The following is a 15,605-nucleotide window of genomic DNA, read 5'->3' on the forward strand; positions in this document are numbered from 1 at the left end:
CTCATGGCCGCTCCTCCGACAGGGGCCTGCGCAGGCCGCCGCGACGGCGGCGGCGCAGGCGCCAGAGGCCGCGCAACAGAAGCACCGCGAGAGCGACGAGGGGGAGCCAGGGCAGGCTCCAGATGGCGAAGAGCAAGGCCGCGCCGGCACTCGCCCCGAAGATGGTGCCGGCCCTGGCCCAGGCCTCCTGCAACGGAGCGAGGGGACCTGCGCGTGCCTGGTCGGCCTGGAACGAGAGCGCGATGAGTTCGGTCTCGACGCGCCGCTCGAGGCCGCGCTGCTTGGCCTCGTCCTCCTCGATCTGCGCTTGAACCTGGGCGATTTCCTGCGCGATCCGGATCAGATCCTCGACGCGGGTGTCGGGTTTCGCGGCCAGGGCGTCGAGGCGTTCGCGGTAGGCTTTGCGCTGGGCGAGCCGCCGCACGCCATCCTCGATCGTCGGGGTCAGATCGTCGGCCCGGGTCGCTTGACGCTGCAGGATGACATCGCTCGCCTGCTCTCCCGGAAGGGGCGCCGTAACGAAGGCGAGGTAGGCCGCGACCGCGCTGTGCGGAAGGCGGATGTCGAGCTTTGCGGAGGGACGCCCGGACGGGCGTGAACTCTCGCCGAACGAGGCCGATATCAGGGTGCAGTCGAGGACCGTGTCGGTCACGCAGCGGTCCCGCGCCGCCGCGAAGTGCGCGCCGACGCGATCCGCCGGAAGATCGATGGTCAGTTCGTGGGTATAGGCGAGCTTGACCGCGGTTCGCGGCGCCGGGGATGCGGCGCTCACCGGCGCGCCGGCGGTCGCGTCCGACCGCCTGGCATCCCGGCAGCCCCCGATTCCGAGCAGGGCCGCGAGACCGAGGGCGGCGAGCGGCAGCCGGCGGAGCCCGGCCGGGACGGGCCGCAGGGCCGCGCGGCGATTCATCCCGCCAGTGCCTCGGCGACGGCGCCCTGGTCGAAGCCCTTCAGGCCGATGACGACGAGGCGGCCGTCCCGCGGCTCGGAGGCTTTCCAGGGCCGGTCGTAATGATGGCTGATCCGCGCGCCGACGCCCTGGACCACGAGGCGCATCGGCTTGCCGGTGACCTCGGCGAAGCCCTTGATGCGGAGCACGCCCGCGGTCTCGGCGGCGCGGGCGACGCGGATCGCCAGATCCTCGGCGGTGGCGGCGGACCGAACCGGGAGGGCCACCGAGTCGAAATCGTCGTGGTCGTGGTCCTCGCCCTCACCGTGATGGGAGGGGCGCGCGTCGAGGTCGTCCTCGGCCGCAGCCTCGAGACCCAGGATCACGCGCGGGTCGAGGCGGCCGTGCTCGGCCTCGACCATCTTCACCGCGCGGGGCAGGTGCCCGAGCACCTCGGCCCGAACCTTGGCGCGCCCGGCCTCGTCGAGGAGGTCGGCCTTGTTCATCACCACGAGGTCGGCGCAGAGGAGCTGGTCCTCGAACACCTCTTCCAGCGGGTTGTCGTGGTCGACGCTGGCATCGTCGGCGCGCTGGGCGGCCAGAGCCGCCGGATCGTCGGCGAAGAAGCCGGCCGCCACGGCCGGTCCGTCGATCACCGCGACCACGCCGTCCACCGTCACCCGCGAGCGGATGGCCGGCCACTGGAACGCCTGGACGAGGGGCTTCGGCAGGGCGAGGCCCGAGGTCTCGATCAGGATGTGCTCGGGCGGATCGGCCCGGTCGAGGAGCTTGTTCAGGGCCGGCACGAAATCGTCGGCCACGGTGCAGCAGATGCAGCCGTTGGCCAGTTCGACGATGTCCTCGTCGCCGCAGCCCTCGATGCCGCAGGCCGCCAGGAACGAGCCGTCGAAGCCGATATCGCCGAACTCGTTGACGATGATCGCGAGGCGGCGGCCGTTGGCGTTCTCGACCAGGTGGCGCACCAGCGTGGTCTTGCCGGCCCCGAGGAAGCCCGTGACGATCGTGCAGGGAATCTTGGCGACAAGAGTCATTCGGCGGCGTCCGGATGGGGGGGCGCCGCGACGGGCGGCGGGAATGTGGGCGGGAGCGGCGGCGGGAACGGCGGAATACGGGCGACGACGCCCTTGCGGAATTCCTGCGGCCGGGCCTTCCACGGTACGATGCCGTCCGGCGTCTCGGCATAGAGCGCGACGCCGTCCAGGATGATGCCGGCCGAGGCGACCGGATCGAGATCGCCGTAGACGTAGGTCCAGCGCCCCTGCGACGCGACCGCCACCGTGCAGGGCCGCTTGCACACCGAGAGGCACTCGACGCTCTCGACCGTGATGCCCGGATGACCGCCCGCGCTCACCGCCTCCTGGAGGGCGGCGAGCAGGCGCGCCCCGGCGCGTGGCTCGGAGACGTCCCCGGCCGCCCGGCAGGTGGCGCAGACGTAGAGCGTGACGGCGGCGCTGTCCGTCCGAGGCGAGTCTTTGGGTATCTGATCCTGCAACTGGTCAGGCATGGGCCGTCCGGGCCTTGCCGAACAATCCCCAGGCCCAGCCATAGGCCAGCCCGATCACGGCCCAGAACACGAAGGCGATGCCGAGCGAGCGTGCGGCGAACTGCGCCGCGTAGGCCGCCGGCAGGTTCGAGGCGGCGTGGCTGGTCTCCGGCGCGCCCGCGAGATGGGGGGCGACCAGGAGCACGATGCCCCCCGCGATGGTGATCGGCGCGCGCCGGATCGCGATGAGGTACAGCCCCATGGCGGTGGCGAGCGCCGTCATCACCCACCAGAACTGGCGGTCGGCGAGCGGCGCCGCCGCCATGCCGGGCAGTTCGGGCGCCAGCCCGAGAGCCGGTGCCAGGGCCACCGCGAGGAACCCCCCGATGGCGAAGCGCAGGCCGGTTTCGGGGCTGGGCTCGCGGTTGCAGGCGAGCAGCACGGCGCCGAGCAGCAGCGCGTAGCCGACGCCGCCCACCAGGGTGGCCAGCGCCGTGAAGGCCATGCGCGGCAGGCCGGGGCCCGGCTGCCAGTCGGGCGCCACCTCGCCGCCCGCGACCGAGGGGTCCTTGGTGCCGTGATCGTGACCGCCGTGGATGCGCACGACCAGGGAGGCGGGCGACAGGCGTGCGGGATCTGCCGAGGCCTGCGTCTCGTAGCGCTCGGCCGCGATGATGAGCGGCGAGGTGAGCGCGAGCTGCAGGCCCGTCGCGACCACAGCCGCGAGGAAGCCGGCGACCAGGGCCGCCGACACGAGCCGGATGATCATGGGGGTGTCTGCCTTAAGCGGAGGCGCTCAGTGGCAGGGGAAATTCTGGCTGTGGCGGAAGTCGTGCGCCGCATTGTGCAGCGCCATCGCGGGGGCGAAGCCCGCCATGAACACGAGGCCGAGGCCGAGGAAGGCGGCCACGAGCACGGCGCCGAGACGCTCGTTGGTGCGGGTGCCGGTCAGGACGAGGGTGTTGGTCGACATCGGTTCATCTCCTGGCCGCCCCGCCGGCGGCCGTCACGGATCGATCGGGTGGACGGAAGGTCCACGCTCGATGGCAGGTCCACTCTCGGCGGCAGGTCTCCTGGCTCGCGGGTCGCTGGTCCTGCCGCCTTCCCGGATCGCTCCAGTGGCCGATGGCAGTCCCGTCTCCGCTCACAGTTGCGGGGGCAGCTGCGGTTTCAGGGTCGCCCCCTCACCGCATTCCCTTTTCACCCCGTCGCCGGGGCACCGTCCGATCCACGCTTCTACGCGGTTGCCGTCGCGCTGACAACGCGGCCCGGATCGGATTCCGGCCTTTGACCCGAGGGCTCGATTTCGGGCACAGGAGGCTCATGCCGAACCTCCCTCCCAGACTGACTCTCGTGCTCGGCGGCGCGCGCTCCGGCAAGAGCGCCCACGCGGAGGGGCTGATCGAGGCCTGTCCCGCCCCCTGGCTGTACCTCGCCACGGCGCAGGCCTGGGACGACGAGATGCGCGACCGAATCGCGCTCCACCGGGAGCGCCGCTCGGCCGACTGGATCACCCGGGACGTGCCGATGGACCTGGCCGGGGCGGTGGCCGCTGCGCCCGGGCCGGTGCTGGTCGATTGCCTCACCCTCTGGCTCACCAACCTGATCCTGGCCGAGGCCGACGTGGAGGCCGCCACCGCCGCGCTGTTGGCGGCCTGCGCGGCGGCGCCCGGCCCGGTGGTGCTGGTCGGCAACGAGGTCGGGCTCGGCATCGTGCCGGACAATGTGCTGGCCCGCCGGTTTCGCGACGCCGCCGGGCGGCTGCACCAGCGCCTCGCGCGACAGGCCGACCACGTCGTCTTCCTGGTGGCGGGCCTGCCCCTGATCGTGAAACCCCAAGCCGGAGCCACCCCATGACGGACGCCGTGAACGACGCCGAGCGCCATCGCGAAAAGATGGAGAAGCGCAAGGCGGTGCAGGACGCCGAGGTCGCCGGCAAGACGATCGAGAAGGGGCTTCTCATCGTCAACACCGGTCCCGGCAAGGGCAAGACCACGGCGGCCCTCGGGCTGATGCTGCGGGCGCTGGGCCATGGCTGGCGCGTCGGCGTGGTCCAGTTCATCAAGGGCGCCTGGGACACGGGCGAGAAGCACGCGCTCCAGGTCTTCGGAGACCGGATCGACTGGCACACCCTCGGCGAGGGTTTCACCTGGGAGACCCAGGACAAGGCCCGCGACATCGCCGCCGCCGAGCACGCCTGGGCCAAGGCCCTCGACCTGATGGCCGATCCGACGATCCGCCTCGTGGTGCTGGACGAACTCAACATCGCGCTGCGCTACGATTACCTGGACCTCGATGCCGTGGTGGCGGCCTTCCGGGCGCGCCGGCCCGACCTCCACGTCATCGTCACCGGCCGCAATGCCAAACCGGCCCTGATCGAGGCCGCCGATCTCGTCACTGAAATGGGCTCCGTGAAGCACCACTTCGCCGCCGGGGTGAAGGCCCAGGTGGGAATCGAATTCTGATGCGCTTCGCCCTCAGCCCGGTCGGGCTCCTTATCCTGTGGGGCATCCATCCGGCCTGCGCCGAAACCGCGCCGGCCTGGCCGGCCAGCTATCTCGGCCGCGTCGAGGCCCTGGCGGTGGTGGAGGGCCTGAACGCCCGGCTGCTCGCCAGCCGCTCCGCCACCGCGACCCTCGAAGGCTGGTGCGCCGAGCACGGCATGGCCGCGACGCCGCGGCTCGCGGCGAATCGGCAGCGCGGCGCGGACAAGCCCGCCTCGGAGGAGACGCGCCGGCGCCTGAATGCCGGCCCCGACACCGTCCTCCGCTACCGTCAGGTGCGGCTCGCCTGCGGCGACCACGTCCTGTCCGAGGCGGACAACTGGTACGTGCCCGAGCGCCTGACCCCGGAGATGAACCGCCTGCTCGAGACCACCGACACGCCGTTCGGCCGGGCGGTCCAGGCCCTCGGCACGACGCGGCAGACCATCGGGGCGGAACTCCTGTGGCAGCCCCTGCCGCAAGGGTGGGAGCAGGCCCCGCCCCCGGCGGCGACCTGCGGCAACCTCGCGATCCCCGACCATCTGTTCCGGCACCGGGCCGTGCTCTTCACAGCGGAGCGGGTGCCATACTCGGAGGTCGTCGAGACCTACGGTGCCGCCATCCTGGCTTTTCATCGCGTCGCGCGGCCGGTCGATCCCGACTGCGCCGCGCCCCCGCCGGCGCGGCCTCAGCCATGACCCGCGCCATCATGATCCAGGGCACCGGCTCGGATGTCGGAAAGTCGCTGATCGTCGCCGGTCTGTGCCGGGTCTTCGCGCGGCGGGGGCTGAGCGTGCGGCCGTTCAAGCCGCAGAACATGTCGAACAACGCCGCCGTCACCGCCGATGGCGGCGAGATCGGGCGGGCGCAGGCGCTGCAGGCCCGGGCGGCCGGGGTGGCGCCGTCGGTGCACATGAACCCGGTGCTGCTGAAGCCCCAGAGCGAGACCGGGAGTCAGGTCGTGGTCCAGGGCCGCATGGTCGGTACCGCCAAGGCGCGCGACTACCAGGCCTGGAAGCCCCGTCTCCTCGGTGCGGTGCTGGAGAGCTTCGCGCACCTCAAGGCTCAGGCCGACCTCGTGGTGGTGGAGGGCGCGGGCTCGGCCTCGGAGGTCAATCTGCGGCGCGGGGACATCGCCAATATGGGGTTCGCCCGGGCCACCGGCACGCCCGTGATCCTGCTCGGCGACATCGACCGGGGCGGCGTCATCGCCAGCCTCGTCGGCACCAAGGCGGTGATCGACGCCGAGGACGCGGCGATGATCCGGGGCTTCCTGGTCAACCGCTTCCGCGGTGACCCGACCCTGTTCGCGGACGGGATGGCCACCATCGCGGAGGCGACCGGCTGGCCGAGCTTCGGGCTGATCCCGCACTTCCCCGACGCGGCGCGCCTGCCGGCGGAAGACGCCCTCGGCCTCGCCGGATCGGCCCCCGGCGGCACGCGGCGCAAGGTCGTGGCCGTGCCGGTGCTGCCGCGCATCGCCAATTTCGACGACCTCGACCCGCTCCGGGCCGAGCCCGACGTGGCGGTGGTGCTGGTCCGCCCGGGCGAGGCGATTCCGGTCGCCGACCTCGTGCTGCTGCCGGGCTCGAAGACCACCATCGACGATCTCGAATTCCTCTGCGCCCAAGGCTGGGACATCGACATCCGCGCCCATGTCCGGCGCGGCGGGCGGGTGCTCGGGCTGTGCGGCGGCTACCAGATGCTCGGCCGGCGCATCGACGACCCGCACGGCATCGAGGGGGAGGCCCGCTCCGTCGCCGGCCTCGGCCTCCTCGACATCGAGACCGTGATGACGCCGGTCAAGCATCTCTCCGCCGTCACCGGCACCAGCCTGCCCGACGCGGTCGCGTTCTCGGGCTACGAGATGCATGTGGGCGACACCACCGGGCCGGACACGGCGCGCCCGGCGATCCGCCTGCGCGACGGGCGCCACGACGGGGCGATCTCGGCCGACGGGCGCGTCACCGGCACCTACGTGCACGGGTTGTTCGCCGACGACCGCCAGCGCGGCGCCTGGCTCGCCCGCCTCGGCGCGGCCCCGAGCGGCCTCGCCTACGAGGCCGGAATCGAGGCGGTGCTCGATCGTCTCGCCGATCATCTCGAAGCGCATGTCTCTTGCGACGCGCTGCTCGCGCTGGCGTCGTAGCGACGGAACGGACTTGGCTCACCGCCGGGTCCGCGCCGAATGGGCTCGGCGAGGAACGACCCGACGCCGCCCTCATCCGAGATGGACGCGCGCCTCGCGCACGCCGCCATCTGCCCTGAGATCCTGTTCCTCAGGTCCCTGTGGCGCGTCGCGCTCCTAAGGAATCGCCACCGCGTATTCGCGCGGGCCGCCGTTCAGCACGCTGTCGAACACCACCAGCACCCGGCCGGGGCCGAGGCGGACGATGCCCTCGGGCTTGCCCCGGGCTTCGTCGCCCTCCAGCGGCGCGAGGGTGCCGAGCGGCGTGACCCGGCCCGAGGGCAGGTCCGCCAGGAACAGCCCGTAGGGCACGGACAGGCCGTTCCGGGTCGGCCCCGAGAGCACGAGGAGGCGCCCGTCCGGCAGGGCGGTGAGATCGCGGATGCCGGCATCAGCGCCGAGGGCGAGGGGGATCGTCACGGGCTTGGCGACGAGCGGCGCGTCGCCGGGCGCGAACAGCGGGGCGACGGGCACCGAGACCAGGAAGGCCGTGCCGTCCAGCACCGGTGCGCGCAGCCCGGCATAGAGCGTGTCCCCGATCACCGCGAGGCCCTCGACGTTGAGGCCGGACAGCGGCTTGCCGCCCTCGCGCGGCTCGAGGTCCTTCAGGGCATAGGCGCCCACCGTGTCGGCGGTCCGCAGGGCGTCGTTGAGGCGGTAGGTCGTCTCGACGCGGGCCTCGGTGCCGTTCGGGTTCGGGCGCAGGCGGGCGAGGAGGCCGGTGGACAGCTTGAACTCGCGCCCACGCCGGCTGCAGCCATGCGAGCCGGTGACGTAGAAATCGGGGGCGGCATAGGCCACGGCCTCGCCGTCCATCTCCCGGTAGGCGCCCTGACCGAGGGTGCATTCGCCCGTGACCGGAGGCGCGCCGACGGCGGATTTCGGCGGCTTGCGGCCGACGATGTCGATCACGGCCCCCGGCGTGAGGGTGGTGCCCTGGAGCGTGGCGAACTGGGCGCCCGCCGCCTCGTCGTCCACCACCATGCAGGTGCGTGGGCCGGCCTCGGCCGGCGCACAGGCGATGCCGCTGATGTCCTCGGCGGGCTTGCTCCTGTGCTTGGTGATCTCGCCCGCCAGCCCCTCGGCGACGGTGTAGGTCCTGTCGACCGGATGCAGCACCTGCGCCCAGGCCGGGCCTGAGAGCGCCAGCGCCGAAGCGGCGGCGACGAGCGAGCGGCGGATCATGGCGGGTCTCCGGGGGAGGGGCGGTGCCGCGCTCATAGCAGGGCGCCGGTGAAAAGGGCGAGGAGCAGGGCCGCGAGGCCGAACAGGAGCCCGCACGCGGTGCGGTACAGGGCCAGGGCGCGCTCGACGTCGGCGGGGGTCGCCTCCGCCCGTCCATCGCCCATCCAGCCATCCTCGACCCGGGTGGTGCCGTAGGTGCGCGGGCCGGCAAGGCGCAGGCCGAGGGCGCCCGCCATGGCGGCCTCGGGCCATCCGGCATTGGGCGACCGGTGCCGGCGCGCATCCCGCCGCACGGCACGCCATGCCGCGCCGGGGGAGGCCCCGGACCGGAGCGCGGCCGCCAGGATGATCAGCAGCCCGGTCAGCCGCGAGGCCGGCAGGTTGACGAGATCGTCGAGGCGGGCGGCTGCCCAGCCATAGGCTTCGTGGCGCGGGGTGCGATGGCCGATCATGCTGTCGGCGGTGTTGATCGCCTTGTAGAGTGCGCCGCCCGGCAGGCCGCCGACCCCGATCCAGAAGGCCGGTGCCACGATGCCGTCGGAGAAGTTTTCGGACAGGCTCTCGATCGCGGCCCGGCAGATGCCGGCCTCGTCGAGTCTCTCGGGATCGCGCCCGACGATCATCGAGACCGCGATGCGCCCGCCCGCGAGCCCGTCGCGGCGCAGGTCGGCGGCGACCCGGGCGACGTGGCTGTGCAGGCTGCGCTGGGCCGGCAGGCTCGCCGCCAGTACGGCGAGAATCGGGAGGGCGGCCCACATCCCCGCCGCGCGCGCCAGGGCGGTGAGCGCGAGGGCGAGGCCGCCGACGAGACCGAGCAGGACCAAAAGCCCCGCCACGCCGGCGATCCGGCGCCGGGCGGGCGTGCCGCGGTTCAGCCGCCGGTCCAGGGTCCCGATCAGCGCGCCGATCCAGGTGACAGGATGGCCGACCGCCCTGTAGAGCCGGTCCGGATAGCCGGCCGCCGCTTCGATCGCGAGGGCCAGCACCAGAACGATGAGCGTATCGGGCGGATGGGTGAGGGCGGTCCAGGACATGGCGTCTCGGTGAGTTCGGGCCCGGTGGCGGAAGAGGTGTCGGTGAGAGAGCCGATCGCCCATGGCGGCGATCTCGATGCCGCCCGGAACCTGTTCCCTGAGGCGCCCGAACCGTGGATCGACCTCTCCACCGGGATCAATCCGGTGCCCTATCCGTGTCCGGCCCTGGAGGCCAGCGCCTTCCACCGTCTGCCCTCGGCGGCCGACCTCGCGGGCCTGCATCGGGCGGCCGCCCGCGCCTACGGGGTCGCCGACCCGGACCGCATCGTGGCGGCGCCGGGCACCCAGATCCTAATCGAGACGCTGCCGCGCCTGTGGGCGCCGGGCCGGGTCGCCGTGCTGGGGCCGACCTATGCCGAGCACGCCGCGGCCTGGACCCGCGCGGGTCATCGCGTCGCAACCGTGGCGGAGATCGGGGGGGCGGCCGGCGCCGACGTCGTCGTGATCGTCAATCCGAACAATCCCGACGGACGTCGCTGGACCGCCGGGACGCTGCTCGCCCTGGCCGGCGACCTCGCCGGACGCGGCGGCCTGCTCGTGGTCGACGAGGCTTTCATCGACCTGGAGCCGGTCGAGTCCCTGGCGCCCGCAATCGTGCCGGGCCTCGTGGTGCTGCGCTCCTTCGGCAAGACCTACGGGCTCGCCGGTATCCGCCTCGGCTTCGCCCTCTGCGACCCCGCCCTGGCGGCACGCCTCGCCGAGGCTTTGGGTCCCTGGGCGGTGTCGGGGCCGGCGCTCGCCATCGGGCGGACCGCCCTGTCGGACGAGGCCTGGCGGCAGGACGCCCGGGTCGCCCGGGGGGCGGATGCGGCCCGCCTCGACCGGATGATCGCGCGGGCGGGCGGCACTGTGGTCGGCGGCACCGGCCTGTTCCGCACCGCCGATTTTCCCGCGGGGGCCGCCCTGTTCGAGCGCCTCGGTGCGGCCGGGATCTACGTCCGGCGCTTCGCCGGAGCGCCCGGGCGCCTGCGCTTCGGCCTGCCGGCGGACAAGACCGAGTGGTGCCGCCTGTCGCGCATCCTGCGCTAGGGCGCGGCGGGCCGACCGCGCTCCATCAGGCGCCCTTGCGCTCGAGCGCGCTGACCAGGAAACCCGCCGCCGCCAGGGCGATGCCCACGGTGCAGACGCCGGACCAGCCCGCGATCAGGAAGGCCTGCGAGCCCGCGAAGGCGCCGAATGCGCCGAACACGAACATCACCGTGAACAGCACCGTGTTGATTCGGCCGCGCGCGCTCGGCACCAGGGCGTAGACGCGGGTCTGGTTGGCGATCAGGGCGGCGTTCAGCCCGATGTCGATCAGCAGCACGCCGATCCCCACCGCCACCAGGGACCAGATCCCGGCCCACAGCACCGCGAAAGCGGCGACCACCAGAAGGGCGCCGATCACCACCATCGGGCGCGGGCCGTGGCGGTCGGCGAAGCGGCCGGAGAGCGGCGCGACGCAGGCGCCCGCGACACCGATCACCCCGAACAGGCCGGCCCCGGCGGCGGTGAGGTTGAAGGGCGGCGCCTCCACCAGCAGCGCCAGCGTCGCCCAGAAGGCGTTGAAGCCGGCGAACAGCAGCCCCTGCGAGACGCTGGCGCGGCGCAGGGCCGGCTGCGACCGCACCAGATGCAGGATCGACAGCATCAGGGCGCGGTAGCGCAGGGGGCGGGTCTGCGCGGCGCCCGGAAGGGTCGCGGCGGCGATGCCCGCCATCAGGACCGCGATGCCGGCGGCGGCGAAGAACACGGCGCGCCAGCCATATTGCGCGCCGACGAGGCCGCTCGCCGTGCGGGCGAGAAGGATGCCGGTGAGGAGGCCGGTCATCACCTGGCCGACCATGCGCCCGCGCGTGGCGTCCGGCGCGAGCTCGGCCGCGAACGGGACCGCCTGCTGGGCCGCCGAGGCCAGGATGCCGATGACGAGGCTCGCGCCGGCGAGCGCCGCCAGGTTCGGGCTCAGGGCCGCCGCCAGCAGCGCGAGAGCGAGGCCGAGGGTCTGCCCGATGATCAGGCTGCGCCGGGACAGGCTGTCGCCGAGGGGCACCAGCGCGAGGATGCCGAGGCCGTAGCCGATGAGGGAGGCGGTCGGCACCCAGAGCGCCGCCCGGGCGCCGAACTCGTTCACCAGCAGCGCCAGCAGGGGCTGGTTGTAGTAGATGTTGGCCACCGCGCCGCCGGCGATCAGCGTCAGGCCGAATCGGGCCCGGGGCGTGAAGCCGTGCGGCGTGGGGGCGGCCGTGCCCGATGGGGTGCTCATGCGCCGGCCATCGGCAGCCAGCGCCGCGCCGGTGTGCGCGGATGCGGATCGAAGTCAGCCATCATGTCGGACAAGCTCGCAGGTCGCAGGCCCGATGGGCGCGACAGGATCGGGGAATCGGAACGCGGCGTTCGCCGACCGGTTAGGCCCGTGCGCCGGCTTCGGCAACCCGCGCCCGTCTTGGGTTTGTCCCTCCGCCCGCGGAGGTCGGGAACGGCGCTGCTGCGGCCGCGCCGACCAAGCTTGCGATACACTGTCCGGTCATCGCGCATTGTCTTGCATTCGGGCGTCGAACCATGACGTCGCGGGGTGCTTTGCATCCGATTTCGCGCGTCCCATATACACATTCTTATCGGCGACTGATGCGGCGGGGGGCTTCGGCTCGGGTCACACTTGGAATTCTTCGCATCTTGCGCTCTGATCCGGTTTCGAGGCGATGAGTCTGAACAGGGATGGGTGTTCGCGGTGACAAACGCGCCTTTGCGGTAGCCAATCTTGCGGATCGCGCCCGCGGTCCGTCCATCGGGATCGTCTGGCTGAGGCAGCCTGATCCGCTCATCGACCAGGGAGTTTCGAATGGCGACGTATCGCGTCCACTTTGCCAAGCAGATCTTCGGCGTCCCCTTCACCGTCGGGTCGGTGGACATCACCCGGGCCCGGGACCCGATGCGGGCGCTGCGGGCGGCCGAACTGCGCTTCGCGCGCCAGCACGGAGTCGAGGATTGGCGCGAGCGCGCCGACCGGGCCGACATCGCCCCGGCATCCGGCGGCCAGAACTGAGTGTTCCCGTCGCGTCGGCTGGTCTTTCGCGGCGCGACGCGCTTTGCCGCCACGGTCTCTGGCCTCTGGAGCGGACACGCCCTAAAGTAACGGCCAAGCCGGGCACCCACGACGCGCGGGGCTTTGGTTCGCCCATGCCGGGCGTCAGCGAAGGGTCAGGCGGCGTGACATGGCGGCGATCTCTTTCTTCGGCGATCTGCTCCAGACCATCAGCGACCGGGGGCGGGATCTCATCGGAATCGGGCGCGGTGATCTGGCGGCCCGCGCCACCGCCCAGGAACTGGTCAAGCTCTGCGAGGACCTGATCTCCCGGCGCGGCGAGGCCTCCGGCGTCGCTTTGGCCCGGCTGATCCTCGAGCGCTACGCCACCCTGGCGAAGCCGGAGCGCGGCAGCTTCCTGCGCCTCGTCGCCACCGAATTCGCCGCCGACCATACCGCCGTCGACGAGGCGATCGCGGCCTACCGGGCCGATCCGACACGGGCGGCCCTCAGCGTCCTCCACGACGCGGCCGAGCCGCGCAGCCAGGAACTGATCCGCCGCCTGAACCTCGCCCGCGACGGAACCCGCGCCCTGGTGCGGATGCGCGAGGACCTGTTCGGCCTGCGGCGCGACCTGCGGCAGGAGGAGGCCGACCCCGACCTCATCGACGCGGCCGACAGCCTCGACAGCGATTTCGAGCACCTGTTCGCCTCGTGGTTCAATCGCGGCTTCCTGGTGCTGCGCCACATCGACTGGACCACGCCGGCCCATATCCTCGAAAAGATCATCCGCTACGAGGCGGTGCACGAGATCACCGGCTGGGACGATCTGCGCCGGCGCATCGAGCCGACCGACCGGCGCTGCTTCGCCTTCTTCCACCCGGCCCTGGTGGACGAGCCGCTGATCTTCGTCGAAGTCGCGCTCACCGCCGGCATCGCCCCCGCCATCGCGCCGATCCTGGCCCACGAGCGCGAGCCGCTGCCCCTCAAGGCCGCCACCACGGCGATCTTCTACTCGATCTCGAACTGCCAGAAGGGCCTGGCCGGCGTCACCTTCGGCAACTTCCTGATCAAGCAGGTGGTCGAGGATCTGGCCCGCGAGATCCCGAGCCTGAAGACCTTCGTCACCCTCTCGCCGGTGCCGGGCTTCTCGGCCTGGCTCGACCGGGAGCGCCGCTCCGACGCGCCGCAGGGACTGACCCGCGAGGACGTCGAGGCCCTGCGGCTGATCGACGAGCCCGACTGGCACGGCGACAAGGCCAAGTGCGAGGCCGTGCGCAAGGCGATGATCCCGGCCGCGGCCGCCTACTTCCTGCGCGCCAAGAACGAGCGCGGCCGGCCCCTCGACCCGGTGGCCCGGTTCCATCTCGGCAACGGTGCCCGGCTGGAGCGCCTGAACTTCCTCGGCGACGTCTCGGGCAAGGGCCTGGCCCAGTCGCGCGGGCTGATGGTCAACTATCTCTACGACCTCACGGCCATCGAGAAGAATCACGAGACCTACGCCAATCTTGGCACCGTCGCGGCCTCCAGCGCGGTCAGCCGCGAGCTGCGCACCAATCTGCCGCCGATGCGGGCGGTGGCCCTGGCCGAGGCCTGATCCGCCGGCCGAGCCCGCTTTCCGCCGTTCCTCGAAGGGACCCGCCGAAGATCGTAGGATTCTCGCGATCGACGGCGTATCCGTCGCCATCATGTCCGAAACGCCGATGACCAACCACCTGTTCGACCTCGTCCGCCGAAACCTGCCGGCCGATCCCGCCGCCAAGCTCTTCCTGGAGACCGGGGAGGGCGCGCGCTATTCCTATGCCGACCTCATCGTGCGCTCGGGGGCCTACGCGGCGGCGCTGGCGGCGGCGGGCGTGAAGCCCGGGGACCGAGTGGCGGTGCAGGCTGAGAAGAGCCCGGAATTCCTGTTCCTGTATCTCGGCGCCGTCCGCGCCGGGGCGGTGTTCCTGCCCCTGAACACGGCCTACACCCCCACCGAGATCGCCTATTTCCTGGGGGATGCCGAGCCGGCCTTGTTCGTCTGCGATCCGGCCCGGCGCGAGGCCCTGGAGCCGGTGGCGCGTGGCGCCGGCGTGCCGGTGCTGCACACCCTCGACGCGAAGGGGCATGGCACCCTGGCCGAGGCCGCCGATGCCGAGACAGAGGCCTTCACCGACGTCGCCCGCGGGCCGGAGGATCTGGCCGCCATCCTGTACACTTCGGGCACCACCGGGCGCTCGAAGGGCGCCATGCTGAGCCACGAGAACCTCGCCTCGAACGCCCGCACCCTCGGGGAAGCCTGGCGCTTCACCGCGGACGACGTGCTGCTCCACGCCCTGCCGGTGTTCCACACCCATGGCCTGTTCGTGGCCACCAACACCGTGCTGGCCACCGGCGGTACGATGCTGTTCCTCGGCCGCTTCGACCCGGCCCGGGTGCTCGCCCTGCTGCCGCGCGCCACCGCCATGATGGGGGTGCCGACCTTCTACACCCGCCTGCTCAAGGAGCCGGGCCTGACCCCGGAGGCGACCGCCGGCATCCGCCTATTCGTCTCCGGCTCCGCGCCGCTGCTGGCCGAGACGCACCGGGACTGGGAGGCCCGCACCGGCCACGCCATCCTCGAGCGCTACGGCATGACCGAGACCAACATGAACACTTCGAACCCCTATGCGGGTGCGCGGGTGGCGGGCACGGTCGGGCCGGCCCTGCCGGGCGTCGCCGTGCGGGTGGTCGATCCGGAGACCGGTGCGGTCCTCGATGTCGACGCGGTCGGGATGATCGAGGTGAAGGGTCCGAACGTCTTCCGGGGCTACTGGCGCATGCCGGAGAAGACGGCGGCCGAGTTCAAGGCCGACGGATTCTTCGTCACCGGCGATCTCGGCAAGATCGACTCCGACGGCTACGTCCACATCGTCGGCCGCGGCAAGGATCTCATCATCACGGGCGGCTACAACGTCTACCCGAAGGAGATCGAGAACGAGATCGACGCCCTTCCGGGCGTGGTCGAATCGGCGGTGATCGGCCTGCCCCACGCCGATTTCGGCGAGGGCGTCACGGCCGTAGTGGTGGGCCGCGAGGGCATGCCCGACGAATCCGCGATCCTGCGCACCCTCGAAGGGCGGCTCGCCCGCTACAAGTGTCCCAAGCGCGTGCTGTTCGTCGACGAACTGCCCCGCAACACCATGGGCAAGGTCCAGAAGAACCTGCTGCGCGAGGCCCATTCGGGCCTCTACGACTCCGGTCCCGCCTGAGAGCAGGGGCAGCGCGCAGGGACGGCAAAGCCGCCGGGCATCGCGTGCGATGTCTCGGCGGCTCTGACTGGGGCCGTTCGGCCCGGGC

Annotated in this window: 16 protein-coding genes and 1 riboswitch; of the genes, 8 read left to right on the plus strand and 8 right to left on the minus strand. The window is 72.2% G+C overall.

Features of this window, described 5'->3' with window-relative positions; all coding sequences use genetic code 11:
* Position 1: 1 nt before the first annotated feature.
* From ACV7NL_RS07435 to ACV7NL_RS07455, 5 genes are read right to left on the minus strand one after another with little or no spacing between them, the layout of a single operon-like run.
* Positions 2-910: a DUF4349 domain-containing protein gene (locus tag ACV7NL_RS07435; protein WP_463355304.1), complete on the minus strand. Its 909-nt coding sequence runs from the start codon at positions 908-910 to the stop codon at positions 2-4.
* Entirely contained in the window at positions 907-1,941 is a 1,035-nt protein-coding gene (gene cobW / locus ACV7NL_RS07440; RefSeq protein ID WP_056179069.1) for a cobalamin biosynthesis protein CobW, read from the minus strand. The genes ACV7NL_RS07435 and cobW overlap by 4 nt, the downstream gene beginning before the upstream one ends.
* Positions 1,938-2,414: a DUF1636 family protein gene (locus ACV7NL_RS07445; protein ID WP_247635040.1), complete on the minus strand. Its 477-nt coding sequence runs from the start codon at positions 2,412-2,414 to the stop codon at positions 1,938-1,940. The genes cobW and ACV7NL_RS07445 overlap by 4 nt, the downstream gene beginning before the upstream one ends.
* Entirely contained in the window at positions 2,407-3,162 is a 756-nt protein-coding gene (locus ACV7NL_RS07450) for a CbtA family protein (protein ID WP_056483847.1), read from the minus strand. The genes ACV7NL_RS07445 and ACV7NL_RS07450 overlap by 8 nt, the downstream gene beginning before the upstream one ends.
* A 27-nt stretch (positions 3,163-3,189) precedes the next feature.
* The gene (locus tag ACV7NL_RS07455; RefSeq protein WP_055947494.1) at positions 3,190-3,366 is read right to left on the minus strand and encodes a CbtB domain-containing protein; all 177 of its coding nucleotides are present in this window, start codon (positions 3,364-3,366) and stop codon (positions 3,190-3,192) included.
* Between the two features lie 73 nt (positions 3,367-3,439).
* A riboswitch (cobalamin riboswitch) is annotated at positions 3,440-3,632 on the minus strand.
* Positions 3,633-3,716: 84 nt separating this feature from the next.
* Here ACV7NL_RS07455 and cobU point away from each other — a divergent pair.
* The 4 genes from cobU to ACV7NL_RS07475 are packed head-to-tail and all read left to right on the plus strand — an operon-like array spanning position 3,717 to position 7,025.
* Complete coding sequence (gene cobU / locus ACV7NL_RS07460; RefSeq protein ID WP_463355305.1) at positions 3,717-4,250, plus strand: bifunctional adenosylcobinamide kinase/adenosylcobinamide-phosphate guanylyltransferase; 534 nt, start codon at positions 3,717-3,719, stop codon at positions 4,248-4,250.
* Positions 4,247-4,858, plus strand: coding sequence for a cob(I)yrinic acid a,c-diamide adenosyltransferase (gene cobO, locus ACV7NL_RS07465; RefSeq protein WP_056179078.1), 612 nt, complete (start codon positions 4,247-4,249; stop codon positions 4,856-4,858). The genes cobU and cobO overlap by 4 nt, the downstream gene beginning before the upstream one ends.
* Positions 4,858-5,574 (plus strand): hypothetical protein, encoded by a 717-nt coding sequence (locus tag ACV7NL_RS07470; RefSeq protein WP_463355306.1) that lies wholly within the window; start codon positions 4,858-4,860, stop codon positions 5,572-5,574. Before cobO ends, ACV7NL_RS07470 begins: the two co-directional genes overlap by 1 nt.
* Positions 5,571-7,025 (plus strand): cobyric acid synthase, encoded by a 1,455-nt coding sequence (locus ACV7NL_RS07475; RefSeq protein WP_463355307.1) that lies wholly within the window; start codon positions 5,571-5,573, stop codon positions 7,023-7,025. The genes ACV7NL_RS07470 and ACV7NL_RS07475 overlap by 4 nt, the downstream gene beginning before the upstream one ends.
* 156 nt (positions 7,026-7,181) lie before the next feature.
* On the opposite strand, the gene ACV7NL_RS07480 is transcribed toward ACV7NL_RS07475, so the two are convergent.
* Both ACV7NL_RS07480 and cbiB read right to left on the minus strand, forming a co-directional pair.
* The gene (locus ACV7NL_RS07480) at positions 7,182-8,249 is read right to left on the minus strand and encodes a DUF3616 domain-containing protein (protein WP_463355308.1); all 1,068 of its coding nucleotides are present in this window, start codon (positions 8,247-8,249) and stop codon (positions 7,182-7,184) included.
* A 32-nt stretch (positions 8,250-8,281) separates the two neighbouring features.
* Complete coding sequence (cbiB, locus tag ACV7NL_RS07485) at positions 8,282-9,283, minus strand: adenosylcobinamide-phosphate synthase CbiB (RefSeq protein ID WP_463355309.1); 1,002 nt, start codon at positions 9,281-9,283, stop codon at positions 8,282-8,284.
* A 42-nt stretch (positions 9,284-9,325) separates the two neighbouring features.
* Here cbiB and cobD point away from each other — a divergent pair, with 42 nt between their 5' ends.
* Entirely contained in the window at positions 9,326-10,312 is a 987-nt protein-coding gene (gene cobD, locus ACV7NL_RS07490; protein WP_463355310.1) for a threonine-phosphate decarboxylase CobD, read from the plus strand.
* 25 nt (positions 10,313-10,337) lie between these two features.
* On the opposite strand, the gene ACV7NL_RS07495 is transcribed toward cobD, so the two are convergent.
* Positions 10,338-11,525 carry an MFS transporter gene (locus ACV7NL_RS07495; protein WP_463355311.1) on the minus strand — a complete coding sequence of 396 codons (1,188 nt, stop codon included), beginning with the start codon at positions 11,523-11,525 and terminating at the stop codon, positions 10,338-10,340.
* A 576-nt stretch (positions 11,526-12,101) separates the two neighbouring features.
* Between ACV7NL_RS07495 and ACV7NL_RS07500 the strand changes: the two genes are divergently transcribed.
* From ACV7NL_RS07500 to ACV7NL_RS07510, 3 genes are all read left to right on the plus strand, one after another.
* Complete coding sequence (locus ACV7NL_RS07500; protein WP_056179092.1) at positions 12,102-12,305, plus strand: hypothetical protein; 204 nt, start codon at positions 12,102-12,104, stop codon at positions 12,303-12,305.
* A gap of 169 nt (positions 12,306-12,474) precedes the next feature.
* The gene (locus tag ACV7NL_RS07505) at positions 12,475-13,881 is read left to right on the plus strand and encodes a malonyl-CoA decarboxylase (RefSeq protein ID WP_056179094.1); all 1,407 of its coding nucleotides are present in this window, start codon (positions 12,475-12,477) and stop codon (positions 13,879-13,881) included.
* Between the two features lie 106 nt (positions 13,882-13,987).
* Positions 13,988-15,517: a malonate--CoA ligase gene (locus tag ACV7NL_RS07510; RefSeq protein ID WP_463357076.1), complete on the plus strand. Its 1,530-nt coding sequence runs from the start codon at positions 13,988-13,990 to the stop codon at positions 15,515-15,517.
* Positions 15,518-15,605 lie beyond the last annotated feature (88 nt).

The sequence above is a fragment of the Methylobacterium sp. Ger2507 genome, assembly GCF_055231875.1.

Excerpts from the sequence above, each read along its gene's own strand:
- ACV7NL_RS07450 (WP_056483847.1), bottom strand. The coding sequence starts at position 3,162 with ATGATCATCCGGCTCGTGTCGGCGGCCCTGGTCGCCGGCTTCCTCGCG.
- ACV7NL_RS07455 (WP_055947494.1), bottom strand. The coding sequence starts at position 3,366 with ATGTCGACCAACACCCTCGTCCTGACCGGCACCCGCACCAACGAGCGT.
- ACV7NL_RS07470 (WP_463355306.1), top strand. The coding sequence starts at position 4,858 with ATGCGCTTCGCCCTCAGCCCGGTCGGGCTCCTTATCCTGTGGGGCATC.
- ACV7NL_RS07510 (WP_463357076.1), top strand. The coding sequence starts at position 13,988 with ATGACCAACCACCTGTTCGACCTCGTCCGCCGAAACCTGCCGGCCGAT.
- ACV7NL_RS07480 (WP_463355308.1), bottom strand. The coding sequence starts at position 8,249 with ATGATCCGCCGCTCGCTCGTCGCCGCCGCTTCGGCGCTGGCGCTCTCA.
- ACV7NL_RS07475 (WP_463355307.1), top strand. The coding sequence starts at position 5,571 with ATGACCCGCGCCATCATGATCCAGGGCACCGGCTCGGATGTCGGAAAG.
- ACV7NL_RS07445 (WP_247635040.1), bottom strand. The coding sequence starts at position 2,414 with ATGCCTGACCAGTTGCAGGATCAGATACCCAAAGACTCGCCTCGGACG.
- ACV7NL_RS07505 (WP_056179094.1), top strand. The coding sequence starts at position 12,475 with ATGGCGGCGATCTCTTTCTTCGGCGATCTGCTCCAGACCATCAGCGAC.
- ACV7NL_RS07435 (WP_463355304.1), bottom strand. The coding sequence starts at position 910 with ATGAATCGCCGCGCGGCCCTGCGGCCCGTCCCGGCCGGGCTCCGCCGG.
- cobW (WP_056179069.1), bottom strand. The coding sequence starts at position 1,941 with ATGACTCTTGTCGCCAAGATTCCCTGCACGATCGTCACGGGCTTCCTC.
- cobO (WP_056179078.1), top strand. The coding sequence starts at position 4,247 with ATGACGGACGCCGTGAACGACGCCGAGCGCCATCGCGAAAAGATGGAG.
- ACV7NL_RS07495 (WP_463355311.1), bottom strand. The coding sequence starts at position 11,525 with ATGAGCACCCCATCGGGCACGGCCGCCCCCACGCCGCACGGCTTCACG.
- cbiB (WP_463355309.1), bottom strand. The coding sequence starts at position 9,283 with ATGTCCTGGACCGCCCTCACCCATCCGCCCGATACGCTCATCGTTCTG.
- ACV7NL_RS07500 (WP_056179092.1), top strand. The coding sequence starts at position 12,102 with ATGGCGACGTATCGCGTCCACTTTGCCAAGCAGATCTTCGGCGTCCCC.
- cobU (WP_463355305.1), top strand. The coding sequence starts at position 3,717 with ATGCCGAACCTCCCTCCCAGACTGACTCTCGTGCTCGGCGGCGCGCGC.